Annotated in this window: 16 protein-coding genes; 15 read left to right on the top strand and 1 reads right to left on the bottom strand. The window is 66.0% G+C overall.

Annotated elements, in window-relative coordinates; all coding sequences use genetic code 11:
* Positions 1–10 precede the first annotated feature (10 nt).
* From tssF to N5C88_RS16265, 15 genes are all read left to right on the top strand, one after another.
* Positions 11–1,849 (top strand): type VI secretion system baseplate subunit TssF, encoded by a 1,839-nt coding sequence (gene tssF, locus N5C88_RS16195; protein ID WP_280015773.1) that lies wholly within the window; start codon positions 11–13, stop codon positions 1,847–1,849.
* Positions 1,813–2,904, top strand: a complete 1,092-nt coding sequence (gene tssG / locus N5C88_RS16200; RefSeq protein WP_165867759.1) for a type VI secretion system baseplate subunit TssG — start codon at positions 1,813–1,815, stop codon at positions 2,902–2,904. The genes tssF and tssG overlap by 37 nt, the downstream gene beginning before the upstream one ends.
* A gap of 18 nt (positions 2,905–2,922) precedes the next feature.
* Positions 2,923–5,622, top strand: a complete 2,700-nt coding sequence (gene tssH, locus N5C88_RS16205; protein WP_280015775.1) for a type VI secretion system ATPase TssH — start codon at positions 2,923–2,925, stop codon at positions 5,620–5,622.
* 14 nt (positions 5,623–5,636) lie between these two features.
* Positions 5,637–8,339, top strand: a complete 2,703-nt coding sequence (locus N5C88_RS16210) for a type VI secretion system Vgr family protein (protein WP_280015776.1) — start codon at positions 5,637–5,639, stop codon at positions 8,337–8,339.
* 100 nt (positions 8,340–8,439) lie between these two features.
* Positions 8,440–9,330 carry a DUF4123 domain-containing protein gene (locus N5C88_RS16215; protein WP_280015778.1) on the top strand — a complete coding sequence of 297 codons (891 nt, stop codon included), beginning with the start codon at positions 8,440–8,442 and terminating at the stop codon, positions 9,328–9,330.
* Entirely contained in the window at positions 9,327–12,182 is a 2,856-nt protein-coding gene (locus tag N5C88_RS16220) for a T6SS effector BTH_I2691 family protein (RefSeq protein WP_251879127.1), read from the top strand. Before N5C88_RS16215 ends, N5C88_RS16220 begins: the two co-directional genes overlap by 4 nt.
* Before the next feature lie 18 nt (positions 12,183–12,200).
* Positions 12,201–12,935 carry a putative type VI secretion system effector gene (locus N5C88_RS16225; RefSeq protein WP_124260332.1) on the top strand — a complete coding sequence of 245 codons (735 nt, stop codon included), beginning with the start codon at positions 12,201–12,203 and terminating at the stop codon, positions 12,933–12,935.
* A gap of 91 nt (positions 12,936–13,026) precedes the next feature.
* On the top strand, positions 13,027–13,953 hold the full coding sequence (locus tag N5C88_RS16230) for a DUF6708 domain-containing protein (RefSeq protein ID WP_280015779.1): 927 nt from the start codon (positions 13,027–13,029) through the stop codon (positions 13,951–13,953).
* An 83-nt stretch (positions 13,954–14,036) separates the two neighbouring features.
* Positions 14,037–14,735 carry a glutathione S-transferase N-terminal domain-containing protein gene (locus tag N5C88_RS16235; protein WP_118931408.1) on the top strand — a complete coding sequence of 233 codons (699 nt, stop codon included), beginning with the start codon at positions 14,037–14,039 and terminating at the stop codon, positions 14,733–14,735.
* A 210-nt stretch (positions 14,736–14,945) separates the two neighbouring features.
* Positions 14,946–16,292 (top strand): cytochrome c, encoded by a 1,347-nt coding sequence (locus tag N5C88_RS16240; RefSeq protein ID WP_280015780.1) that lies wholly within the window; start codon positions 14,946–14,948, stop codon positions 16,290–16,292.
* Entirely contained in the window at positions 16,285–17,193 is a 909-nt protein-coding gene (locus tag N5C88_RS16245) for a c-type cytochrome (protein WP_251879136.1), read from the top strand. Before N5C88_RS16240 ends, N5C88_RS16245 begins: the two co-directional genes overlap by 8 nt.
* Before the next feature lie 62 nt (positions 17,194–17,255).
* A complete protein-coding gene (locus N5C88_RS16250) occupies positions 17,256–18,182 on the top strand; it encodes a LysR family transcriptional regulator (protein ID WP_280015781.1) in 927 nt (308 codons plus the stop codon).
* A gap of 77 nt (positions 18,183–18,259) precedes the next feature.
* A complete protein-coding gene (gene tcuA / locus N5C88_RS16255) occupies positions 18,260–19,675 on the top strand; it encodes an FAD-dependent tricarballylate dehydrogenase TcuA (RefSeq protein WP_280015782.1) in 1,416 nt (471 codons plus the stop codon).
* Positions 19,662–20,891 (top strand): tricarballylate utilization 4Fe-4S protein TcuB, encoded by a 1,230-nt coding sequence (tcuB, locus tag N5C88_RS16260; protein WP_280015783.1) that lies wholly within the window; start codon positions 19,662–19,664, stop codon positions 20,889–20,891. Before tcuA ends, tcuB begins: the two co-directional genes overlap by 14 nt.
* A gap of 73 nt (positions 20,892–20,964) precedes the next feature.
* On the top strand, positions 20,965–21,942 hold the full coding sequence (locus tag N5C88_RS16265) for a tripartite tricarboxylate transporter substrate binding protein (protein WP_280015784.1): 978 nt from the start codon (positions 20,965–20,967) through the stop codon (positions 21,940–21,942).
* Here N5C88_RS16265 and N5C88_RS16270 read toward each other — a convergent pair.
* Positions 21,939–24,383, bottom strand: a complete 2,445-nt coding sequence (locus N5C88_RS16270) for a TonB-dependent siderophore receptor (protein ID WP_280015785.1) — start codon at positions 24,381–24,383, stop codon at positions 21,939–21,941. The genes N5C88_RS16265 and N5C88_RS16270 overlap by 4 nt on opposite strands.
* Positions 24,384–24,423 lie beyond the last annotated feature (40 nt).

The raw sequence follows: 24,423 nt of genomic DNA on the forward strand, positions 1-24,423 counted from the left end.
GAAGGGAAAGATGGAAGAACTGCTGCCTTACTACGAACGCGAACTGGGCTTTCTGCGCGGTTCGTCGCGCGATTTTGCGCAGCGCTATCCCAAGATCGCCGCGCGGCTCGGGCTGTCTGGCGAAACCTGCGAGGATCCGCATGTCGAGCGGATGATCGAATCGTTCGCGCTGCTGGGCGCGCGCATCAACAAGAAACTGGACGACGACTATCCGGAATTCACGGAAGCGTTGTTCGAGGTCATGTACCCGCATTACTTGCGCCCGTTTCCGTCGTGCTCGGTGGCGCAGTTCGACATGGGCGGCATGGCCTCGCAGCTGACCGCGCCGGTGCGCATGGCGCGCGGCACGGAACTGAAATCGCATCCCGTGCGCGGCGTGGCCTGCCGTTTCCGTACGGCGTACGACGTGACTTTGGCGCCGGTGAGCATCCGCCAGGCCGTATTTGCGGCCACGGCCAACGCGCCATCCGCGGCCAGCCTGCCTGCGGGCGTGACGGGCCGGCTGTCGCTGACATTGGCCTGCCTGGCTGAAACCCAGAATTTCTCCACCCTGGCGGTGGACCGCTTGCGCGTCTACCTGCACGGCGAGCCCTCGTTCGTGGCTGCGCTGCGGGATTGCCTGTTCCTGCGCACCGCGGCGGCCTACCTGGAAACGCAGCCGGGCCGCTGGAATCGCATGCAGGACGTGCCGCTGGCAGAGGTGGGGCTGTCCGAGGACGAAGCCCTGATCGACTTCCCGGCCAGCTCGCACCCTGCCTACCGGCTGTTGGCCGAGTACTTCGCGTTCTCCGAGAAATTCAATTTCGTGGACATCGATCTCGCGGCGCTCAGGCGCGCGGCGGGTCCGGTGCGTGAAATCACCTTGCATCTGGCCTTGAAGGGCGTGCGCGCGGATTCGAACACGGCGCGTCTGCTGGAATCGGCCTCCGGAGACAATTTCCGGTTGGGCTGCACCCCCGTGGTCAACCTGTTCGCGCAGCGCGCCGATCCCATCCGCGTCACCCATGCGCAGGCGTCCTATGCGGTGGTGGCCGACGCGCGCCGCGCCTATGGCTACGAGATCTATTCGATCGACCGCGTGCGCCAGGTGCGGCAGAACGCGCAGGGCGATTCGGTGGTGGAGTTCCGGCCGTTCTATTCGCTGCACCATGGCGAGACGCCGGAAGGGGCTGGTCATTACTGGACGGCGCGGCGCAATGCGATGGTGGCCGAGCGCAGTCCGGGCTACGAGATGGAACTGTCCATCGTCGACATCGATTTCGATCCCTCGCTGCCGCAGACCGAGACCTTGAGCCTGGAACTGACCTGCACCAATCGCGATCTGCCTTCGCATCTGGCGGTGGGGCAGCCGGGCGGAGACCTGTTCCTGGAAGGCGGCTCGATCGCGCGCGAGATCCGCATGCTGCGCCGGCCGACGCACACCCATCGCTTCCAGCAGGGGCGGGCGGCGCATTGGCGCCTTATTTCGCATCTGGCGCTGAACCACCTGTCGCTGGTCCACAGCGGCCTGCCGGCGTTGAAAGAGACGCTGCGGCTGTATGACCTGTCGCATTCCGCGGTGGCGGCGCGCCAGATAGAAGGGCTGGTCGGCCTGGACTACAAGCCTGCCACGCACTGGATGCCCGGCGAACCATTCGCAACCTTCGTGCGCGGCATCGAGATCCGGCTGACCATCAACGAAGACAACTTCGTCGGCACCAGCCTGCATGCCTTCGTGGCGGTGATCAACCGCTTTTTTGGCCTATACGTGCATGCCAACAGCTTCGTGCAGCTGGTCGTGCTGTCGCGCCGCGGCGCGGAAGAAATCCTACGGTGCGCTCCATGCAACGGCGACGCGATCCTAGCGTAATCGAATCGCTGCTGGCCGAGCCGCAGCGCTTCAAATTCTTCCAGGCCGTGCGGGTGCTGGAATCGTGGTTCGCGCGGCAGGAAGGCAGCCGCGCGCGCAATGCGGTGCCTGCGCACCTGCGCTTCCTGAACTCGTCTTCGCTGGGCTTCCCCGCCAGCGAGATCGCCGCGCTGACGGCCTATGACAAACAGGGCCAGGCGCTGGAAGACACCGAAGCGCGGCTGGCGGCGCTGGCCGCGGGCAACCTGGGACGGGTGGAGATCGAGCCGGCCTTCTTCGGCCTGTTGGGCGCGCAGGGCGCCATGCCGCTGCACTACACCGAGATCCTTAGCACGCGCGAGAGCTCGCGGCGCGACCGTGGCGCCCGCGCCTTCTTCGACATCTTCTCAAACCGGGCGGCGGCGCTGTTCTACGCGGCCTGGAAGAAGTACCGCATGCCTGTGCGGCACGAGACCGAACAAGACCATCACTATCTGCCGCTGCTGCTGGCGCTGGGCGGCATCGGCCATCCGGCGCTGCGCGACCGCCTGCAGTCAGGGCAGGGCCGGGTGTTCGACGAATCGCTGGCGCACTATGCCGCGGCCGCGCGCCAGCGGCCGGTATCGGCGGCCTACCTGCAGCGCGTGCTGGCGGATTACTTCCAGGTGCCGCTGCGGGTGGAGCAGTTCGTCGGGCGTTGGTATCACGTGCCGCCGCAGAACCGCACGCAGCTGGGCATGCCCGGCGCGGTGCTGGGCGTGTCGGCCATGGCCGGCGACCGCATCTGGCAGCGCGACATGCGCATCCGGCTGTGGATCGGCCCCTTGTCCAAGGACGCTTTCACCGATTTCCTGCCCGGCGGCGCGCGCGCCCAGGCGCTGGAGAAACTCCTGACCATGTTCGGCGGCATGAGCTTCGAGTACGAAGTGCGGCTGGTGATGGCCAAGGAAGACGTGGGCGGCAGCGTGCTGGGCGAAGGCGGCGGCGCGCGCCTGGGCTGGAACTCCTTTCTTTGCACCGAGCCGGTGGCGTCGGACCGCGATGACGCCAGCTACGAATTGCACACCATCCATTGAGACTAGACGACCTGGAATATGGCCACACCCTTGAAGACCCTGATTGGAAAGCTCAACCAGACCTGCCGCCAGGCGGCCGAGCGCGCCGCCAGCCTGTGCATGGCCCAGGGGCACTATGAGGTGGACCTGGAGCACCTGTTCCTGGCGCTGCTGGAAAAGCCCGCCAGCGATTTCAGCATCGTGGCGCGGCGCAGCGGTATCGAGGCTTCGGTGCTGGAAGCGGACCTGAATGCCGAGATCCGCGGCTTCAAGAATGGCAACACGCGCACGCCGGTGTTCTCGCCGCATCTGCCGCGGTTGTTCGAACATGCCTGGCTGATCGCTTCGCTGGACACGCAGACCACGCGCATCCGCTCCGGCCATCTGCTGCTGGCCTTGCTGACCGAGCCCGACCTGGCCCAGTTGGCGCGCCGCGGGTCGCGTTTGTTCGAATCGTTCAGGCTGGATGAACTGAAGCATGATTTCACCGCGTTGACGGCCGGCTCGGAAGAGGCGGGCCAGTCGGTGGCGTTGGGCGACAGTCCGGCGGGCGACGCAGGGCAGGATGGCGCGGCTCCCGCTGCCGGCCTCTCCAAGACGCCGGCGCTGGACCAATACACCGCCAACCTGACCGAGCGCGCGCGCGAAGGCAAGATCGATCCGGTGATCGGCCGCGATGCCGAGATCCGCCAGATGATCGACATCCTGACGCGCCGCCGCCAGAACAATCCCATCCTGACCGGCGAGGCTGGCGTGGGCAAGACCGCGGTGGTCGAGGGGCTGGCGCTGCGCATCGTGGCGGGCGACGTGCCGCCGGCGCTGGCGGGCGTGGCGTTGCGCACGCTGGATATGGGCCTCTTGCAGGCCGGCGCCAGCGTCAAGGGCGAATTCGAGAACCGCCTGAAGAACGTGATCGACGAGGTCAAGCAGAGCTCCACGCCCATCATCCTGTTCATCGACGAAGCCCACACCATGATAGGCGCGGGCGGGCAGGCCGGGCAGAACGATGCGGCCAACCTGCTCAAGCCGGCATTGGCCCGCGGCGAGCTGCGCACCATCGCCGCCACCACCTGGAGCGAGTACAAGAAGTACTTCGAGAAGGACGCCGCGCTGGCCCGCCGCTTCCAGGTCGTGAAGGTGGAAGAACCCAGCGAGGAGCTGGCCGCGAGCATGCTGCGCGGCATGGCGCCGCTGATGGAACAGCATTTCGGCGTGCGCGTGCTGGACGAGGCCATCGTGGCCGCGGCGCGCTTGTCGCACCGCTACATCAGCGGCCGCCAACTGCCGGACAAGGCCGTCAGCGTGCTGGACACGGCCTGCGCGCGCGTGGCCCTGGGCCGCAGCGCTACGCCGGCGCTGATCGACGACGCGCGTCATCGCCTCGCGCGCCTTGAGACCGAGCGCGCCGCCTTGCGCCGCGAAGCCGCGGCGGGCGCGGCGCAATCCGCGCGCCTGCGCGAGCTGGATCAGGAAATGGACGCCACGCGTGCCGCATTGACGGAAGCGGAATCGCGGCTGGCGCAGGAAAGCGAGCTGGTCAGGCAGATCCACGCGCTGCGCGAGGAATTGGAGGCGGCGGGCGTGGAAGCCGCGCCGGAGCCCGCCGGCAAGCGCCGCTCGGGCAAGGCGGCCGAGCCAGCCGCCACGCCGGGACAGGCGCAATTGGCCGAACTGCAACAGCAACTACGCGCCTTGCAGGGCGAAGCGCCGCTGGTGCCGGCCTTCGTGGATGCGCAGGTCATCGCCGAGATCGTGTCGGCCTGGACCGGCATCCCACTGGGCCGCATGGTCAATGACGAAATCCGTACGGTGCTGGAACTGCAGCCCTTGCTGGCCGAACGCGTCATCGGCCAGGACCATGCCTTGCACGCCATTGCGCAACGCGTGCGCACCGCGCGCGCCGGCCTGGAAGACCCAAACAAGCCCAAGGGCGTGTTCCTCTTCATTGGTCCGTCGGGCGTGGGCAAGACCGAAACCGCGCTGGCCGTGGCCGACGTGCTGTATGGCGGCGAACGCAAGCTGGTCACCATCAACATGAGCGAGTACCAGGAGGCCCACAGCGTATCGGGCCTGAAGGGCTCGCCGCCGGGCTACGTGGGCTACGGCGAGGGTGGCGTGCTGACCGAGGCGGTGCGCCGCCAGCCCTACAGCGTGGTGCTCCTGGACGAGATCGAAAAAGCCCATCCCGACGTGCTGGAGCTGTTCTTCCAGGTGTTCGACAAGGGTGTGATGGACGACGCGGAAGGCCGCGAGATCGATTTCCGCAACACGCTCATCATCCTGACCTCCAACGTCGGATCGTCGGCCATCATGCAGGCCTGCCTGAACAAGAGCGCCGAGGAGCGGCCCGACCCCGAGGCCTTGCAGGAACTGTTGGCGCCGCAGCTGTACAAGGCCTTCAAGCCCGCCTTCCTGGGCCGCATGAAGACCATCGCCTACTACCCGGTGGATGACGACGCGCTGGCCCGCATCATCGCACTGAAGCTCGGCCGCATCGCGCAGCGCGTCCAGGCCAACCACCGCGCCGTGTTCGAATGGGACGAGGCGCTGGTGGAGGCCGTGCTGGCGCGCTGCACCGAGGTGGATACCGGCGCGCGCAACGTCGACCACATCCTGAACGGCACGCTGTTGCCGCAGATCGCTGAACAGGTGCTGGGCCGCATGGCGCAGGGCGAGGCCATCGCCCGCATCCGCGTGACCGCCGGCAAGAACGGCGATTTCCGTTATCGCCTTGCCTGACGCCGGAGCCCGACATGCCCATGGATAATGCCGGCCTTTCCCGAATGTCGATCGCGTCGGTAGACCAGGCCAACCGTTTGCTGGACCTGCGCACGCCGCTGGGCGCGAACCGGCTCGTCGCGGAAACGCTGTCCGCCACGGAAACCCTGTCGGAGGGCGCGTTCCGGCTGGAACTGACGGCGCTGTCGGACGATGCCGGCATCCCCTTGTCTGAACTGCTGGGCAAGCCGGCGACGCTGCGTCTGCAGACCGCGCTGGGCCGCGAACAGCCCCGTGTCTGGAATGGCTACATCATGGCGGCCGAGTTCCAGGGCGCCAACGGCGGCCTGGCGCGCTATGGGCTGACGCTGGAGCCCTGGCTCGCCTTTCTGCGCGCGCGCCGCGACAGCTTCGCCTATCAGGACAAGACGGTCATTGAAATCGTCGACAGCATCTTCGGCGACTACAAGGACCAGGGGGGGCTGGCGCCGCAATGGCGTTGGGTCGTGAAGGACCGCGCCGCCTACCCCAAGCGCAGCCTCACCGTGCAGTACCGCGAAACCGATCACGCCTTCGTCGAGCGCCTGCTCGCTGAAGAGGGCCTGTTCTACTGGGTTGAGCACGAGGCCGGCGAAGGCGACGGCAGCCATATGTTGATCATTGCCGACCACAACGGCGCCTTCCAACCCGGCCCGCAGGCCAGCGTGCGCTTTGCGCGCGCCGACGTCACGGAGACCGAGGACAGCATCCAGCAATGGAGCCGGCGCGCGCGCTGGCAGACCAATGCGGTGCGCATGGCCAGCTGGGACTACCGCAGCGCCCAGGCCAGGCCGGTGGCGGCGCAGGTCGACGGCGGCGCCGCGAAGGGCGCGATGGATCTGGTCGTCAACGACTATCCCGGCCAGTACGCCTACGAGGATAGCGCGCAGGGCGAGCGCCTGGCGCACATCGCGCTGGCCGCGCTGCGCGCGGGTCAGGACAGCTGCGAAGGCGCGGGCACCGTGCGCACGCTGGCGCCGGGCCAGCGCTTCGAGCTGACCGGGCACTACCAGCAGGGCGGGGCCGCCTATGTGGCGATCACCGTGCGGCACGAGGCCCGCAACAACTTCGACGAGGACCTGGGCCGCGCCGTGCGCGACGCGCTGGGCGAGACCGGTCCGCAGGCAGCCGACGCCGACTTCTACCGCAATACCTTTACCTGCATCGGCATCGACACGGAATTCCGCAAGGCCACGCGCGACGGGCACGGCGAGCGCCTGCATCCGCGGCCCACCGTGTACGGCGCGCAGACCGCGCTGGTGGTGGGCGCCGAGGCGCCGGTGCATACCGACCGCGACCACCGCGTCAAGGTCCAGTTCCATTGGCAGCGCGGCAAGGCCTCCAGCAGCCGCCTGGAACATCCTTCGGGTGACGAGAACGCGCCTGCCAAGGACGAACTTGGCACGTGGGTGCGGGTGGCGGAGTCCGTGGCGGGCGGCGACTGGGGCGGGAATTTCGTGCCGCGCGTCGGCCAGGAAGTGCTGGTCGAGTTCCTGCACGGCGACATCGACCGCCCCGTGGTGGTGGGCGCGCTCTACAACGGCGCAGGCGCCGAGGACGCCGCGCACAACCAGGTGCAGGGCGGCGCCGCCAACGCCACCGGCAACGCGCCCGCCTGGTTCGCGGGCGGCGCCGACGGCCATGCGCACAATGTGGTGATGTCCGGCTTCAAGACGCAGGCGCTGGCCAGCAGCGGCCAGGGCACCGGCGGCTACAACCAGCTGGTGCATGACGACACGCCCGGACAGTCGCGCCTGACGGCGTCGACCACGCAGGCCGAAAGCCGCCTGAACCTGGGCCATATCAAGCAGCAGCGCGACAACGAAAGACTGCAGGACCTGGGTCACGGTGCGGAACTGTCGACTCGCGAGGCCGTGGCGGTGCGCGGCGGTTCCGGGCTATTGATCAGCGCCGACCTGCGCGGGAACGCCGAGGGCGCGCTGCTGGACAGCTCGGAAGCGGCCAAGCAGATTGAGCGGGCGACGCGTTCAGCGGAGGAACTGGCGCAGGCGGCAACGCGCCAGAAGGCCGTGTTGGAAGGCGATCCGCAAACGCTGCCGGCGCAGGACGCCCTGAAGCACGTCCTGGAGGTGATCGACGCCAAGCAGGACGCGCCCGAGGGCAAGCCAGTTGCCGCCTATAGCGAACCGCAGCTCCAGGTGAGCGCGCCCAGCGGCATCGGCCAATACACACCCGCCGACGCATTCCTGGCGGCCGGCGCGACGCTGTCGCAGGTGGCGCCGGACGTCAACTGGATCAGCAGCGCCAACTTGGCGGTAGGGGTAGTCGGCGGCGCGGTGTTGTTCACGCTGGGCCGCAAGGCGTCTGGCGACAGCCCGGTGCAAGGCCAGGGACTGCTGCTGCATGCGGCGGGCGGCAAGCTGCGCTTGCATAGCCAGGACGCCAAGATGACGCTGTCCGCTGAAAAGGCGGTGACCTTTGCCTCGGCGCAAGCTGCCGTGAAGGTGCAGGCCGCCAAACGCGTCTTGGCGACCGCGGGCGGCGCCTATTTGCGGGTGGAAGGCGGCGGGATCCAGCTGCACGCGCCGGGGAAGGTTGAGTTGAAGGCGGGTGTGCATAACTGGGCGGGGCCGCAAAGCGCGCCCTTGCAGCTGGGGCTGCCGGAGGGCGACTTCGAAGGATGCCAGCTGAGAATGCAGAGCGCGGCGGCTTCGGGCGCGGCGGCGGTTGAACTGTAGCGGCCAGGGGCGGACAGATATGGGGCCATTCACATCGGACATTCAACTGGGAGAGGCGCTGCAACGGCTGGCGGCGTCCCATGGGGAGTCGCGCTGCTGCTTGCTGCTTGATCCGCTGTTGCGGCCGCCTGAGGAAGATTCCGAATGGCTGGGCCTGGCCGATGAACTCGATGCGCGGACCACTTCGGTCCGGCTTGCGCATCGGAATGTCGATTCCAAGGCTTGGCCTCGGCTCGTCTCGCTGGATCTGGCGCGCGCCTGCGACGCCGATATCAGCCGGGTGGCGGCAGGCATGGCGATCCGGGATTGGACGCCGGAATCCCTGCGGCTGGGCCTGGGGCGCCGCATCGGCGGCTGGATGTTTGGCGCAACGGATGCTGCGGCCTTGGCGCACCACCTGGGCCGGGCCATGCTGCAATCGCGGCCGGATGGAGGCCGCTCCCTGTTGCGCTTGCAGGATCCCGCTGTGCTGGATCTGGTATGGAACCTGGCGACTCCAGGGCAGCGCCAGGCATTGCTGGGGCCGATGCACCTGTGGGTGACGGTCGACCGGTGGGCGCGCCTGGCAAGCTATGGCAATGGCGCTGAGCCGGTGCCCGGCCTTCGGGATATCGGTCCGCTTCAGTTCGACTCAGACCAATGGAGCCGCATTGAGACCTCTGCCGCCATCAACCGCGCGTGGCGCGTGGTGGCTGGACAGGCTGCGGCCATTTCAGACGAAACATTGGCGCAGGCGGCGGCATGCGTGCGGCGCGGGGCGGCCAGGGGATTGCTGGATCCGCGCGACTGGGAGGCCATGGCCATCCGCGCGCTGACGATACACCCCACATTCGATCAGCATCCCAGGCTGGCCGCGCTACTGGATGCCCGCGAGCCGGATGTCGGCTTTGCCAGGCTCGTCATGGATTTGACCGAGGCGGACTGGACGGCGATTGCCCGCGATTGCCGGCAGTCGCGCCCGGCGCATCACCAAGTTAGGGAAGAAGAATGAGTACGGCTTGCAATGTGTGCAAGGCAGGCGGCCTGCCGATACTGCCGACGCGTTACGCCGTGGTGCCCGCGGGGTTTCCGGCGCATGCGCTGGACGGCGTAAGCGGCGAACGCGTGAAGGACGTGCCGCTGGATAGCGAACAGTACAAGTACGTGACCCGCACGCTGCGCATGGGCTTTCTCTACCTGTTCTACGAGAAAGGCCCGCAGGGCGCCAACTACTGGGAAGTCTATTCCGTGACGGCCGACGGCATGCTCTGGCGTTGCGACGACGCGGACAGCGCCCGGTTGCAGCCCGCGATGAAATGCGCGAACCAGGGGCACAATGGGCTGCGCATGCATTACATCGTCATAGAGAAGCCGGAACAGTGCGGCAAGGTCTGGCTGGCCTATAGCGAACACAAATGGAGCCCGCAGACCCGCGCTCGCTATGAAAAGCAGGAGCACCGCGCATCGCGGATGCAGGCGATCGAACCTGCCGTCTGGGCGCAGGGCCGCTGCGAGGCCAAGAATCACCAATCCATACTGGCCGTCGAGTCGAACTTCAAGAAGATCCTGGAATACGGCGACCACCAGTTCAGCGGATTGACGGGCGAGCCGCCCTGGCTTCCGTACACCGGCCTCGATCGCCAGCGCAAGTTGAGCAATGTCGACGGGTCTTTCGACGAAACAACGCTGAAAGAGCAATTCACGAAGACGCCCTGGTATCCGCGCAACCGGCCGCTCGGCGGCCTTGTGGATAAGACGCTTGAGCTGCTGTTGGCGCAGATGCTGGATAAATGCGGCGATCCCACGATGGGCGTCAGCTATTGGCCGATGAGCTTGGCGCTGTGGGACGCCATCGGCATCGCCGACGAGCTCAACGGATACTGCAATGACGCGCTGGGTGCGATGGCGCGGTATGGCGAGGAACGTGCGCTGCAGATTACCGCGGCCAGCAACATCGAAGGCGCCAAGGCGGCGCTGGAGAACAAGGCCGACGACGCCGCAAGGCGCACGGCCGAGGCCGTGCAACTGGGGCAGCGGGGCGGCAACCGGCACTACGAGGTGATGCGCCGCAACCAGGTCATCAATCAGCACGTGCCGGACATGAAGGGAAAGCAGGCATTCGCCGGGCTGGAGAACGAGCGGTCCAATGGCGTGATAACGGACGCCGAGTACCACAGCCGCCGTCGCGTGCTGCTGGACCAGTACGTACCGGCGGCCAATAGAGCGCAGGCAGAGGCGGATTTCAACGCCTATGACGCGGAGATCGTGCAGGCGGACGAGACGCGCGCTCGGAATCTGGAGAATTACCGCAAGGATCAGGTCGCGCATGCCTGGGATCGCTACACCGACAATGTCGATTGGGACAAGCTGAATCGCTTCAAGAGCAACTACGAGAAGTTCCAGGAGATGGCGACTACGCTGGCAAATACCAGGACAGTGGAACTCATCAAATGGCTGGAATGGGGCCTTCTGTTCGATACGCTGGAGGACTATAGCGAGGAAGTCGAGGATGACGGCCACGAGTTCATTGAAGTGGTCGGCGACCTGATCGAAGGCATCGGATCCAGCGCGGCGGGTGCCCAGTATCTCAAAACCTTGGTGGAAGAACGGCGTGACGCAGGGGACAGGAAGTCCCTGTTCTGGCGCGCAATCGCCGCAAACCAGAAGCAGCTCAAGCCTGCGGTGACGAGCGCCCTCGATGAAGCCGTGAAGGGCAAGGAAACGCCATTGCCTACGGGTCTCGGTGTCGTCGAACGAGTGCTCAGCAACCTGAAAACCTTCTCGGGGTATTACAAGAGGGCGGTGTCCCTGGTTGGTGAAAGCAAGGTGGAAAAGCTGGGGCCATTGCCGCGCGCTTTGAAAAATGCCGGCATCGACAAGCTGATGATGACGGTGGGCGATACGGCTTTCCGCTGGTTGCAGCTGAACCGCGTAAGCGATTTCGTCGGTGAGAAGATCGTCCAGAATCTCTTTTTGTTGTCCACGGGCATCAGCGACGCCGACGCCTTGGCGCTGGTGAGAGAACAGGCCCGGTCCGAAGGCGTGGCGCGTCAGGTCGCGCTACAGCGATTGCGGACTGCGCGCACTTTCCTGGAAGCCAACGAGGCCATCGCCAAGGAACCCAGCCACAAAGTGCTGCGGGACATGTGGGGCAAGATGCGGCCGGCTACTGGGCGCAACGGGGCTACCACCATGCGCATTACGGTGGTGGTGGGATTGATTGAAATTTGGAACTTCAAGAAGCTCATTTCGGCGACCGACAAGACGGCTACGACCTATGCAAAGCTGGTCGCGTCTACGGCCACCTTGAGCGCCGCCGTGATTGATATCGCTATCGTGCCGTATCAATTGGCGGGGAAAAAAGCATACGGATTCCAGAAATGGAAATTGGTCGGGGGGATGTTGGGCGCCGGCGCGAGTTTTATCGGTGCATCCATAGATTTCAACGAAGCCATGGAGCGCAGGGAAAAGAAGCAGTACACGCTGATGGTGCTGGTCGGCATCAAGTCGGCCATAGGCTTTGTCGCAGGCGGGGCCGCGGTGATCACGGCAATATCGACTTCTGCCTCGTTGCTGAAGATCGTGGGACGGCGCGCAGGTATGAATGTGATGGTGGTGGCTGTGGATGTGGTTGCGTCGCGGATGGCGATAGCTTCATTCGCTCGTGTGCTTGGTATCCTGGTGGGCTGGGAGATCGCGATAGTGTTGGTGGGTATTCAGCTGCTGGTCTGGTACTTCACGCCGAATGCACTGGAAGAGTGGTGTGAAACCAGCGCGTTTGGCCGTCGTACTTTCGGCAAACCTCAGGACGAACCGAAGAAGCAGGAGGAAGGCTTCGTCGCTGCTCTTGCTGATGTGACGTGATTTGATGTGAGGAATGGAATGACCAATGAGCTCAATGGAAATGTCCGAAAGATCTCCGGAAAGATCACGGAGCTGAAGAAGTCCCGTCGTAATCGGGACTTTGTCCTGAGCCAGATTGGCGGTGACGTCGGAGCGTCCGCGGTATCCGCCGCGCTGGCAGGCATGGGAGGGGCGGGTATCGCGATTGCCTCGATCGATAGTTCGGAGAGCGCCGACTTCGTGGAGTTTTCACTGAACGGCGAACCCGTTCAGGGTTGGTTCTGGCGCTTCCCCTTTCAAGAAGGGGACGACGTGGAGCTGGTCGCCGAACGTGGCGAGGGCGCCTGGAGCGCCTATGGCGTCAGGCGCGAATCGGATTCCTTGGTGGCGGTGTATCCCCACTGCTTTGAAGGGCGCAGATCTCACTATCTGTCCACGTTCCGGTTCTGGGGCATCATCGTCGCGGTGATTTTTGGATTCATGATGTGCCTGGATGCGGTGTTTGCCTTGTTCAAAGGCAAGTTCAGCATCGCGGGGCAGCTTGAGGCCTATGGCATTTATGCCATGTACCTGTTGCCGGCCTTGCTCGTCGTGTTCGGCTTCCTGGCCTGGCGGGCGGGGCGCAAGACGGAAGGCTTCGCGCATGTCGCGGAAATGATCTTCAAGGGATTCGGTTGGAGCAATCCCACTGGGATCAATCTGCGCGCAATATCCAAAACAAAGCGGCGGCAGGGCGATGGCAAGGACTACGGCCTGCGCTATTTCAGATACTGACGAGGGAAATGCCCTGAAGAAATTGCGCAGGCCTATCCACGGGCTGATACCGGTCGCGCCGCAACAGAGCCGGCGAGTTCTGGAGCGTTGAATGGATTACACGGGGTTGATACGCAAATTCCCCAACGACCGGCCGCTTGGGGACTTCGACCGCGAACACCGCTTGCAGCAGAAGAAACGGCTGGACGTACCGCTGGCGGCCGAGGGCTGCGTGGTGAAGATGAATTCCAATGCTTTGGTCTTGGTGGACCGCTGGTACGCCTACCGGGGCATGCTGGCGCTGATGGGGCTTGTCGGCGTGGCCTTCGGCGTGGGCATGATCCGGGAGTTGGCTTGGGCCCTGGTGGACGGGCTGCCCAATGAGAACGGGCTTTGGACGGCGGTTTTCATCAGCATGGCGATGGGCGCTGCGTTGGCGGCGGCGGGCGCATGGGTCGCGGGCAAGGAGATGTTCCGGTGGACCTACTATCCCATCGCCTTGGACCGCAAGCACAAGCTGGTACACGTGTTCCGGCTGGACGGAACGGTGCTGACGGCGAAGTGGAACAAGCTCTACTTCACGCTTGGAGGAGGGGTCGACGGGTTTCAGCACCGGACCTGGGATGTCCGCGGCCTGATCCTGGACGCGGATGGCGTGACGGTCAGGGAGACATTCGCGTTCAGCTCGGTCACGTACCGGGCCGAAGATGCCTATTCCCATTGGGAGTTTCTGCGCCGCTACATGGAGGACGGGCCGCAAGTCGTGCAGGACGCGGTCTTGCATTGCGTGCCGGCCGACGGCAAGCCGGAGACCTTCGCCCTATCCAGGCAGCGCGCCTTTGCCGAGGATGCGCAAGGTCCTGGCATCCTGTCCCTGCTGATGATGCCGTTCAATTTTCTACACGCCATCATGCGCTGGGCGGTGATGCACACCAGCAAGGTGCCGACGTTTCCGCCGGAAATCGAGGCCACGCTGCAGCCAGAGCCGGAGGACGAGTATGTGCAAGATGCCTCGATGAATCCCGCGTACTCGCGCTAGGGGATTTCATCGGGCGGCGCGGCCGCCCGGATTTGCGCTAGGATTACCCCGACCTTTCCGCCCCTCCCCCTGGAGCCCCCCGCATGACCGACCTCAGCGCCTTTCCCATCACCAAGAAGTGGCCCGCCCGGCACCCCGACCGCATCCAGTTGTATTCGCTGCCCACGCCCAACGGCGTGAAGGTGTCGATCCTGCTGGAGGAAACCGGGCTGCCCTACGAGGTCCACCGGGTCAGCTTCGACGCCAAAGACCAGTTTTCGCCCGAATTCCTGTCGCTCAGCCCGAACAACAAGATCCCGGCCATCCTCGATCCCAACGGCCCCGAAGGTAAGCCGCTGGGCCTGTTCGAGTCCGGCGCCATCCTGATCTACCTGGCCAGCAAGGCGGGCAAGTTCCTGCCGGCGGACACGGCGGGGCGCTACGAGACGCTGCAATGGGTCATGTTCCAGATGGGCGGCATCGGCCCGATGTTCGGCCAGCTGGGCTTCTTCCACAAGTTTGCGGGCAAGGACTACGAAGACAAGCGTCCGCGCGACCGCTACGCGGAGGAGTCCAAGCGCCTCTTGAACGTGCTGGACCAGCGCCTGGAAGGCCGCGACTGGGTGATGGGCGACGAGTACACCATCGCCGACATCGCTATCCTGCCCTGGGTGCGCAACCTGGTGGGTTTCTACGGCGCGGGCGACCTGGTGGAGTTCTCGCGCTTCAAGAATGTCGCCCGGGTGCTGGAAGCCTTCGTGGCCCGTCCGGCGGTGGCCCGGGGCCTGACGATACCGGCGTAGGCGATGCAGGCCGCGCGGCCGCCGTCAGGGCGGCTGCGGACCTCGGCAAGCCCGCAGCCGGCGGGCTTGCGGCAAATCAAACAAGCCCGCAAGTTATATGCTTTTCGGTCATTAACTTATTACTGAAAGGCGTAAGCTTCCTCCATAAGCTGGACAGGCCGTACGAACACCCCGACGTGCATGCTGCCCAGCGTGCAACGGAGGGCAGTAATGAAGAGGATCGGGATCAAGGTCGCGGTGGGTCTGCTGGCGGCTGCGGGCCTGGCCATCGGCGGCGCGCAGCTGCTGACGGCAAATCGCAAGGCCGACGTGGCGGCGTCCGTCGACATCAACGACAGGCGGCTGGCCGAAGCCGGCGCCTACATTGCGCGCACGGGCGATTGCGTGGCCTGTCACAGCGTGCCCAATGGCAAGCCCTTCGCGGGCGGCCTGGCGATGCAGACGCCGGTGGGCACCATCTATTCGTCGAACATCACGCCCGACAAGCAGACGGGCATCGGCGGCTATAGCTACGCGGATTTCAAGAACGCGGTGCAGCACGGCATCCGCAAGGACGGCACGCCCCTGTATCCGGCCATGCCGTATCCCTCGTACGCCATCATGCCGGACGCGGACGTCCAGGCGCTCTACGCCTACTTCATGTCGCAGGTCGAACCGGTCAACCAACCCAGCGCGGATTCCACGATTCCGTGGCCGCTGAACATGCGTTGGCCCATGGCCTGGTGGCAACTGCTGTTCGCGGGCAAGCGCGAGTTCGCGGCCCCGGCCGGCGCCGATGAAAGGCTGGTGCGCGGCGCCTATCTGGTCGAAGGCCCCGGCCATTGCGGCGCCTGCCACACGCCGCGCGGCCTGGCCTACCAGGAGCAGGCGCTGTCCCTGGCGGACGGCGACGCCTTCCTGTCGGGCGCCGTGATCGACGGCTGGCGCGCCAAGAGCCTGCGCGGCGAGGCCCAGGGCCTGCAATCCTGGAGCGCGCAGGACATCGAGCTGTTCCTGAAGACCGGCCGCACCGACAAGGTGGCGGCATTCGGCGCGATGGCCGACGTGGTCGAGCACAGCACCCGCCATTTCACCGATGGCGACCTCGCCAGCATCGCGGCCTACCTGAAGCAATTGCCCGCGGCCGGCGGCAAGCTCACCGCCTTCCCGCCCAAGGCCGACGGCACCACTGCGTCCCTGCGCGACGGCCGCTACGATTCGCGCGGCGCGGTCATCTACATGGAGCAATGCGTCGTGTGCCATCGCGCCGACGGGCAGGGCATGCCGCGCATCTTCCCGGCGCTGGCCGGCAATTCGGCGGTGTTCGCGCAGAACCCGCAATCCATCATCCAGATCACGCTGGAGGGCGGCAGAATGCCGTCCAACGACATGGACGCCATGACGTTCGCGATGCCGGGCTTCAAGCATCTGAGCGACCGCGATATCACGGACGTGATCAATTTCATCCGCACCGGTTGGACCAACCAGGCGCCCGCGATCGGCGAGAAGGATGTCGCGCATATCCGCGAATTCCTGGCCAGCAAGAAGCCGAACATCGGCGGAGGCAAGCATGAGTAAGCACATCAGGATCGCCGCCCTGTTGGCGGCAGCGGTCGCCGTGGGCGGCTGGACGGTCGCCACGGCCGAACCCGAAGTCGCCGCGCAAGGTGCGCGCAGCACCTTCCCGGTGCTGGACAAGGATGGCAAGCGGCTGCCGGATTACACCATTCCACCGGACACCCAGATCGCCGCGCAGCCCAACGCCGAGCAGATCAACTACGGCAAGCGCCTGCTGACCGAGACGCGTCGGCTGTTGCCGCAGAACACGGGCGCCAGCCTGAACTGCAACAGCTGCCATGTGCAGGGCGGCAAGAAGCCCCTGGGCGCGCCTTACATCAACACGGTCAATTCGTTCCCGCAGTTCAATCCGCGCGCCAACCGGGTGGTGACGCTGGAGGACCGCATCAACGGCTGCTTCATGCGTTCGATGAACGGCAAGCCGCTGGAAAAGGACTCGGCCGAGATGAAGGCCATGATCGCCTACATGAAGTGGCTGGCCCAGGATGTGCCGCACGGCGCAAAGGTGCAGATCGAGAACGCCTGGCCGATAGATACCAAGCTGGTGCCCGACCCGGTGCGCGGCAAGAGCCTGTACGCGGCCCAATGCGCGTCCTGCCACGGCGCCAACGGCGAAGGCAAGCGCGACCGTTCCGGCGACATTGCGTTCCCGCCCCTGTGGGGCGAAGAGTCCTTCAACATCGGCGCGGGCCTGGCGCGCACCTACAAGGCGGCTGCCTTCATCCGCAACAGCATGCCGATGGGCGTGAATACGCATGGCAGCTGGGGCGAGGGCGGCGTGCTGTCCGACCAGGATGCGGTGGACGTGGCCGAGTACTTCACGCACATGCCGCGCCCCGACTTCGCCGGCAAGGACAAGGACTGGCCGCAGGGCAAGAAGCCGAAGGACGCGCGCTACTGAAGCGTTGCGGCCCAGCCTCTACAATCGGCCCTGTCATCCCTTACGGAAAGCCGGGGCCGCCCATGGAACTGCGCCAACTGCGTTACTTCGTCCGCGTCGTGGAGGCGGGCAGCATCGGCCGCGCCGCCCAGTCCATCGGCATGGTGACGTCGGCGCTCAGCCAGCAGATCAGCCGGCTGGAGGGCGAGCTGTCGACGCGGCTGCTGCGGCGCAGCGCCAGCGGCGTGGAGCCCACCGATGCGGGCCTGGCGTTCTTCCGCCAGGCGCAACTGGCGCTGCGCCACGCCGACGATGCCGTGCACGCGGCGCAGCAGGCCAGGCTGGCGGGCCACGTCAGCGTGGGCCTGCCTTCCACCACCGCCGCCATCCTCGGCGCGCCCTTCGTGCAGGCCATGAACGAGCGCTATCCCGACATCCGCCTGCATCTGGTCGAGGCGCTGTCGGGCCATCTGAGCGACATGCTCAATGGCCGCATGCTGGACCTGGCCATCGTGTTCCGGGCCGAATCCGCGCGCCGCTTGCGCGTGACGCCCTTGCTGGACGAGCCGCTGTTCCTGCTGGCGCGGCCGGACATGGCGGGTTTGCCTGCGGGCGAGAGCACGCGGATCGAGGCCATCGCGCATTTGCCGCTGGTGCTGCCCAGCGGACGCCACGGGCTGCGGGCGCTGGTCAACAACGCGTATCAGCAGTCGGGCCGCACGCCGCTGGTGGCGGTGGAAGTGGACGGTCTGCCGGTGCTGATGGACGTGGTGCAGCTGGGGCACGTGGCCACCATCCAGCCCAGTTCCGCCATGGCGCGGATCGCGCCGGGCCAACTGCACATGGCGCGCATCGACGACGCGCACCTGTACCGCCCCAATCTTTTGGCCAGCCTGTCCGAGGACGAGCTGTCGCCCGCGGCGCTGGCCGCGCGCCTGGTGCTGGCCGATGTGTCGCGCAGGCTGGCGCGCGAGGGCAAATGGCCGGTGGTGGCCCTTCACGATTCATGAAGACCTGTTGACGGCTGGCTGATATCGGCGGGCGCTCGCGCTCGCTACAGTTCGTTCCTTGGAAGAGGAACGATGGCATGGTCGACGTCTTGGTGGTGGGAGGGGGTAACGCGGCGCTGTGCGCGGCCCTGATGGCGCGCGAGGCCGGCGCCAGCGTGCTGCTGCTGGAAGCGGCGCCGCGCGAATGGCGCGGCGGCAATTCGCAGCACACGCGCAATCTGCGCTGCATGCACGATGCGCCGCAGGACGTGCTGGTCGAGGCCTATCCCGAGGAAGAATACTGGCAGGACCTGCTCAAGGTGACGGGCGGGCTGACCAACGAGCATCTGGCGCGGCTGGTCATCCGCGAGTCCTCCACCTGTCGCGACTGGATGCGCCGCCATGGCGTGAACTTCCAGCCGCCGCTGTCGGGCGCGCTGCACGTGGCGCGCACCAACGCGTTCTTCATGGGCGGCGGCAAGGCCCTGGTCAACGCCTACTACCGCAGCGCCGAGGCGCTGGGCGTGCGGATCCGCTACGACGCGCCGGTCGACTCGCTGGAGCTGGATGGCGGGCGTTTCGTGGCGGCGCGCATCGGCGATGAGCGCATCGAGGCGCGCGCCTGTGTGCTGGCGGCCGGCGGCTTCGAGTCCAACCGCGAGTGGCTGCGCGAGGCCTGGGGCCAGAACGAGCGCGGCGAATGGCCGGCCGACAATTTCCTGATCCGCGGCACGCGCTACAACATGGGTGTGCTGCTGAAGTTCATGCTGGACGCCGGCGCGGACAGCATCGGCGATCCGTCGCAGTCGCATTGCGTGGCCATCGACGCGCGCGCGCCGCTGTACGACGGCGGCATCTGCACGCGCATCGATTGCGTGTCCCTGGGCGTGGTGGTCAACCGCGAGGCGCGGCGCTTCTACGACGAGGGCGAGGACTTCTGGCCCAAGCGCTATGCCATCTGGGGCCGCCTGACGGCCATGCAGCCGGGCCAGATCGCCTATTCCATCATCGACGCCAAGGCCGTCGGCCGCTTCATGCCGCCGGTGTTCCCTGGCGTGCAGGCCGACACCTTGCCGGAACTGGCCGTGAAGCTGGGCCTGGATCCGGCGGTCTTCGAGCAGACCCTGAGCGACTACAACGCGGCCTGCTGCGTCGGCAAGTTCGACCACACCGCGCTGGATGACTGCCATACCGAGAATCTGGAACCCGCCAAGACACACTGGGCGAGGCCCATCGACACTGCGCCGTTCTATGGCTATGCCTTGCGGCCCGGCATCACCTTTACCTACCTGGGCCTGAAGGTGGACGACACCGCCGCGGTCCGGTTCAACGACGTGCCTAGCGACAACCTGTTCGTCGCGGGCGAAATGATGGCCGGCAACGTGCTGGGCAAAGGCTATACGGCCGGGGTGGGCATGTCCATCGGCACGGCCTTCGGCCGCATCGCCGGCACCCGGGCCGCGGCAGCCGCGCGCGCCCGGCACAACGCGGAAGCACGACATGAAGCAGCTTGAAGCCCTGGCCCGCGAGGCCCAGTCCTTTTCCACGCCGCATGGCGAGGCAGCATCCGTCATGGCAGAGCAGCCGGTGCGCTGGCATGCCAAACAGGCCGAACTCCAGACGGATCTGCTGACGGGCGATGAAACCGAAGTCGCCCGCGTCATGCAGATCTGCAACGCCTGCCGCTATTGCGAAGGATTCTGCGCGGTGTTTCCCGCCATGACCCGCCGCCTGGAATTCGGCAAGGCCGACCTGAACTACCTGGCCAACCTGTGCCACAACTGCGGCGCCTGTCTGCACGCCTGCCAGTACGCGCCGCCGCATGAGTTCGCGGTGAACGTGCCGCAGGCCATGGCCCGCGTCCGGATGCAGACGTACACCGATTACGCCTGGCCCGCGGCGCTGGGCGCCCTGTATAAGCGCAATGGCCTGACCGTGTCGCTGGCTGCCGCTGCGGGCCTGGCGCTGTTTCTGACGCTGGCCGTGCTGATGGCGGGCGGCCTGTTCCATGAGCCCATGGCCGGCAACTTCTACGCGGTGTTCCCGCACAACACGCTGGCGCTGATGTTTGGCGTGGTGTTCGGCTTCGCGATGCTGGCGCTGGGCGTGGGCGTGACGCGCTTCTGGCGCAATGTCAGCCCGGGAGCGGCCACAGGCGCTGCGGTGGCGGAGGCGGCGCATGACGCCCTGCGGCTGCGCTATCTGGATGGCGGGCATGGCAAGGGCTGCAACAACGCGGACGACGCCTTCACCTTGTGGCGCCGGCGCTTCCATCACTTCACCTTCTACGGCTTCATGCTGTGTTTTGCCGCCACCAGCGTGGCCACGCTGTACCACTATGCGTTGGGCCTGCAGGCGCCGTATCCGTTCTGGAGCGCGCCGGTGCTGCTGGGCACGGCGGGCGGCATCGGCCTGCTGATCGGACCGGCGGGCTTGCTGTGGCTGAATCTCAAGCGCCATCCGCAGCAGGGCGACGCGGCGCAAAAGCCCATGGACCGCGGCTTCATCGCGCTGCTGTTCCTGACCAGCGCAACGGGCCTGGCCTTGCTGGCCGGCCGCGACGGCGGCGCGATGGCGCTGCTGCTGGCCATCCACCTGGGCGTGGTGATGGCGCTGTTCCTGACGCTGCCTTACGGCAAGTTCGCTCACGGCATCTACCGTTCGGCCGCGCTGCTGAAATGGGCCATCGAGAAACGCCAGCCCAACAAACTGCAGCTGGGCTCGGATTGAAGCACCGCGCAGCCGCGCGGCCATGACGGCGCCCGTCGACGGCGCCGCGACCGACAACATCCAGGAGACTTCAATGTTCCGCACTTCCTTGCTGGCGCGCGCCGCGCTGGCCGCCTGTCTGCTGCCGGCCTTGCCGGCGGCGCACGCCCAGTCTTTCCCCTCGAAGCCGATCACGTTGGTGGTGCCGCACTCCGCGGGCGGCACTTCGGACATCCTGGCGCGCACCGTTGCGGCCGAGGCCGCCAAGACCTTGGGCCAGACTATCGTCATCGACAACAAGGGCGGCGCCAACGGCACCATCGCCGCCAAGCAGGTGGCCACGTCCGCGCCGGACGGCTACACGCTGCTCTTGGCCACCGCCAGCACGCACGGCATCAATCCGTCCTTGTATTCGCGGATTTCCTATGACGCGGTGAAGGACTTCACGCCCGTGACGCTGCTGGCCACGGTGCCCAACGTACTGGTGGTGGGCAAGCAGGTGCAAGCCGCCAATGTGCAGGAGCTGGTGTCCTACATCCAGTCGCAGGGCGACAAGATCAACATGGGCTCGGCCGGCGCGGGCACCCCCGGCCATCTGGCCGGCGAGATGTTCAAGAGCGCCGCCAAGCTCCAGTTCACGCACATCCCCTACAAGGGCGGCAGCCCCGCCATCACAGACCTGATCGGCGGGCAGATCGACTTCATGTTCACCACCATTCCCGGCGTGCTGCCGCACGTGAAGGCCGGCACGCTGCGCGCGCTGGCGGTCACCTCGCCGCAGCGTTCGCCCGCCATGCCGGATATTCCCACCATGGCGGAATCGGGCCTGCCCGGCTTTCAGGCCGTGTCCTGGCACGGCATCGTTGCGCCGGCCGGCACGCCGGACGCGGTGGTCGCCACGCTGAACCAGGCGCTGAGCGGGGCGCTGGCCGCTCCGGCCGTCAAGCAACGTCTGATGGAAGAGGGCGCGCAGGCCTCCAGCCTGAACACGGCGGCGTTCGGCGCCTTCATCCAGAGCGAGATCGCGGCCTGGGCCAAGGCGGTCAAGGATTCGGGCGCCACGGCCAACTAGAACTTGTAGCGCAGCTGCGCCAGCACGTTGCGCGGCGCGCCGTAGTAGACGGAGTTGTAGTTGCCGATGCCGGAGTAGTAGGTCTTGTCCAGCACGTTGTTCAGGTTCACCGTCACGCGCAGGTCCTTGTTGAAGTCATAGGCCGCCATCAGGCCGAACACGCCGTAGCTGTCCTGCGTGAAGCGGCGGTTGGCGCCATTGACGGTCTGCGAGAAATAGGTGCTTCCCTGCCAGAGCATGTTGCCGCCCACCGTCAGGCGGTGCCAGCTTCCCGGCAGGCGATAAGTGGTGGCAAGCTTGAACAACTGCTCGGGCTGGGTCGTGCTGACGCGTTCGCCGGCACGGTCGCGCGACCGGCTATAGGTGTAGCCGGCATGCAGTTGCCAGCCGGGCAGCAACTCGCCGGATACCTCCAGTTCGATGCCCCGGGTAGTTACGCCGGGTACGGCGATATAGGCGGTGCCGCCAGTGGGCGTCATGGCGCCGCTGGGATCCAGTTCGGCGACGTTGTCCTGCTTGAGCTGGAACAACGCGACGCTGGCGTTCAGGCGGCCGTCCAGGTATTCGCCCTTGGCTCCCACTTCCACGCTCTTGCCCGTCATGGGATCCAGCTGGCGATTGGATGCGTCGAAGTTGAAGGCCTGCGGCTTGAACACGTCGGTGTAGCTGGCGTAGACGGTGTGGTAAGCGTCCACATCGAATGTGACGCCGGCATACGGAATGAACTTGTTCTTCACATCGGTGCCATAGTTGCCGCGAAAGCCGCTGCTGAAGACGGAATTCTGTTCCCAGCGGTAGTCGGTCAGCCGTCCGCCCAGGATCAGCGCGAATCGGTCGGTGGGGTGTAGGACGGTGGCGCCGTAGAGGATCTTCTGCGATACCTCGATATCGTGGTCGAGCAGACGTTTGTAGACCGTGGGCTTGAAGCTGTTGTTGTTCCAGTTGAAGGCGTCTTTGATGATCGTGTCGCTCAGGCCGTCGTCGCGCCGCGACGTTGAGTGCGTGCGCGCGGCGTTGTAGCCGAACACCAGGTCATGGCGGCGGCCCAGCAGCGAGTACGTGCCGGAGGCCTGCACGTCCACGCTGTTCTCGCGCGAATCCGTATCGAACAGGCTGGCCTGGCCCAGGCTGTGGCTGATGCTGTGCGTCTTCGCGTCGATGAATGAACTGCCCATCCCGGCGATCAGCTCGCTGGAGGAATAATTCCGATGCCCCGCGGCCAGCTTCAGTTGCCAGTCGTTGTCGAAGGTATGCGTGACGTCGGCGAAGTAGCGGGTGGTCTCGTGATTGCGCCAAGTCCACTTGTCGGCGGGATTGGTCGAACGCGAGAAGCTCGCCTGCCGGCCGTCCGAGTAGAACGCGGGCAGGTGGATGTTGGATGAGGCGTCGTTCTTGTTTTTTTGATATTCGATACCCAGCGTTGCCGTGGTGCGCGGCGTGATGTCGGCTTCGACTATGCCGTAGAGCACGTCCTCGCGGGTTTTCGTGTACTCGATGAAGCTGGCGCTGTCGTTCACCGCGGCGATCATCCGGCCGCGGATCCTGCCGTTCTCGGCCAGCGAGCCGCCCAGATCCAGTTCGCCCCGGTACTGATCCCAGGACCCGGCGCCGGCGGTGACGCTGCCCTGGAATTCGCGGGTGGGCCGCTTGCGGATCAGGTTGATGACGCCCGAAGGATAGCCGGCGCCATTGACCAGGCCCGTGGCGCCCTTGAGGATCTCGACGCGGTCGTAGATGACCGAACTGCTGATGCTGTAGTTGTCGCGTACGTTACCGCCGTCGCTGGACAGGCTGGGCAGGCCGTCGAACTGGAAATTCTGCAGCTGGAAGCCGCGGGAATAGAAGGCGTAGCCTTCGGAGTTGCTGCGGCTGACGACGACGCCTGGCGCTTGCTCCAGCGCGCCGGCAACGGTGACGATGCCCTGGTCTTCCATCTGTTGGCGCGTGATGACCGTGACGGACTGCGGCGTTTCGCGCAATGACAAGCGCATGCGCGTGGCGGAGTTGGATTCGGGTACGGTATAGGAACCCGTGCCTTCGCTGGGCGGGATGAGGCTGCTGGCCGTGACCATGACCGGTTCCAGGGAGGTCACGGCGCCAGCTGGAGGCTGCAGACGCACGCTCAGCACCCCCGCAGGGGTGACGACGAGTTCCAGGCCTGTGCCCGCCAAGGCCTGCCGGGCCGCGGCTTCGGCGCTCAGCGAGCCGCGCACCGGCGCGGCTTGCTTGCCTGCGACAAGTTCGGCGTTCGCCGAGATGGTGCGGCCGCTATGCAGCGAAATCCGGCTCAGCGTGTCCGCCAGGGGCGCGGCTGGCAGGTCGTAGGACTGTGCGGCCTGATGCGCGGGGGCGGCGTCCTGCGCAATGGCGGACTGCGGCAGCGCGCAAGCGCTGAGGGCGACGGCGACTAGCGCTGCGCTGCGGCTCAAGGGGAAATTCATGATTCAAGATGTCCGGCAAAAGGAGATTTCGGTTGCGTCA

This window comes from Achromobacter sp. GD03932, from assembly GCF_029839485.1.
GTDB lineage: Bacteria > Pseudomonadota > Gammaproteobacteria > Burkholderiales > Burkholderiaceae_B > Achromobacter > Achromobacter bronchisepticus_A.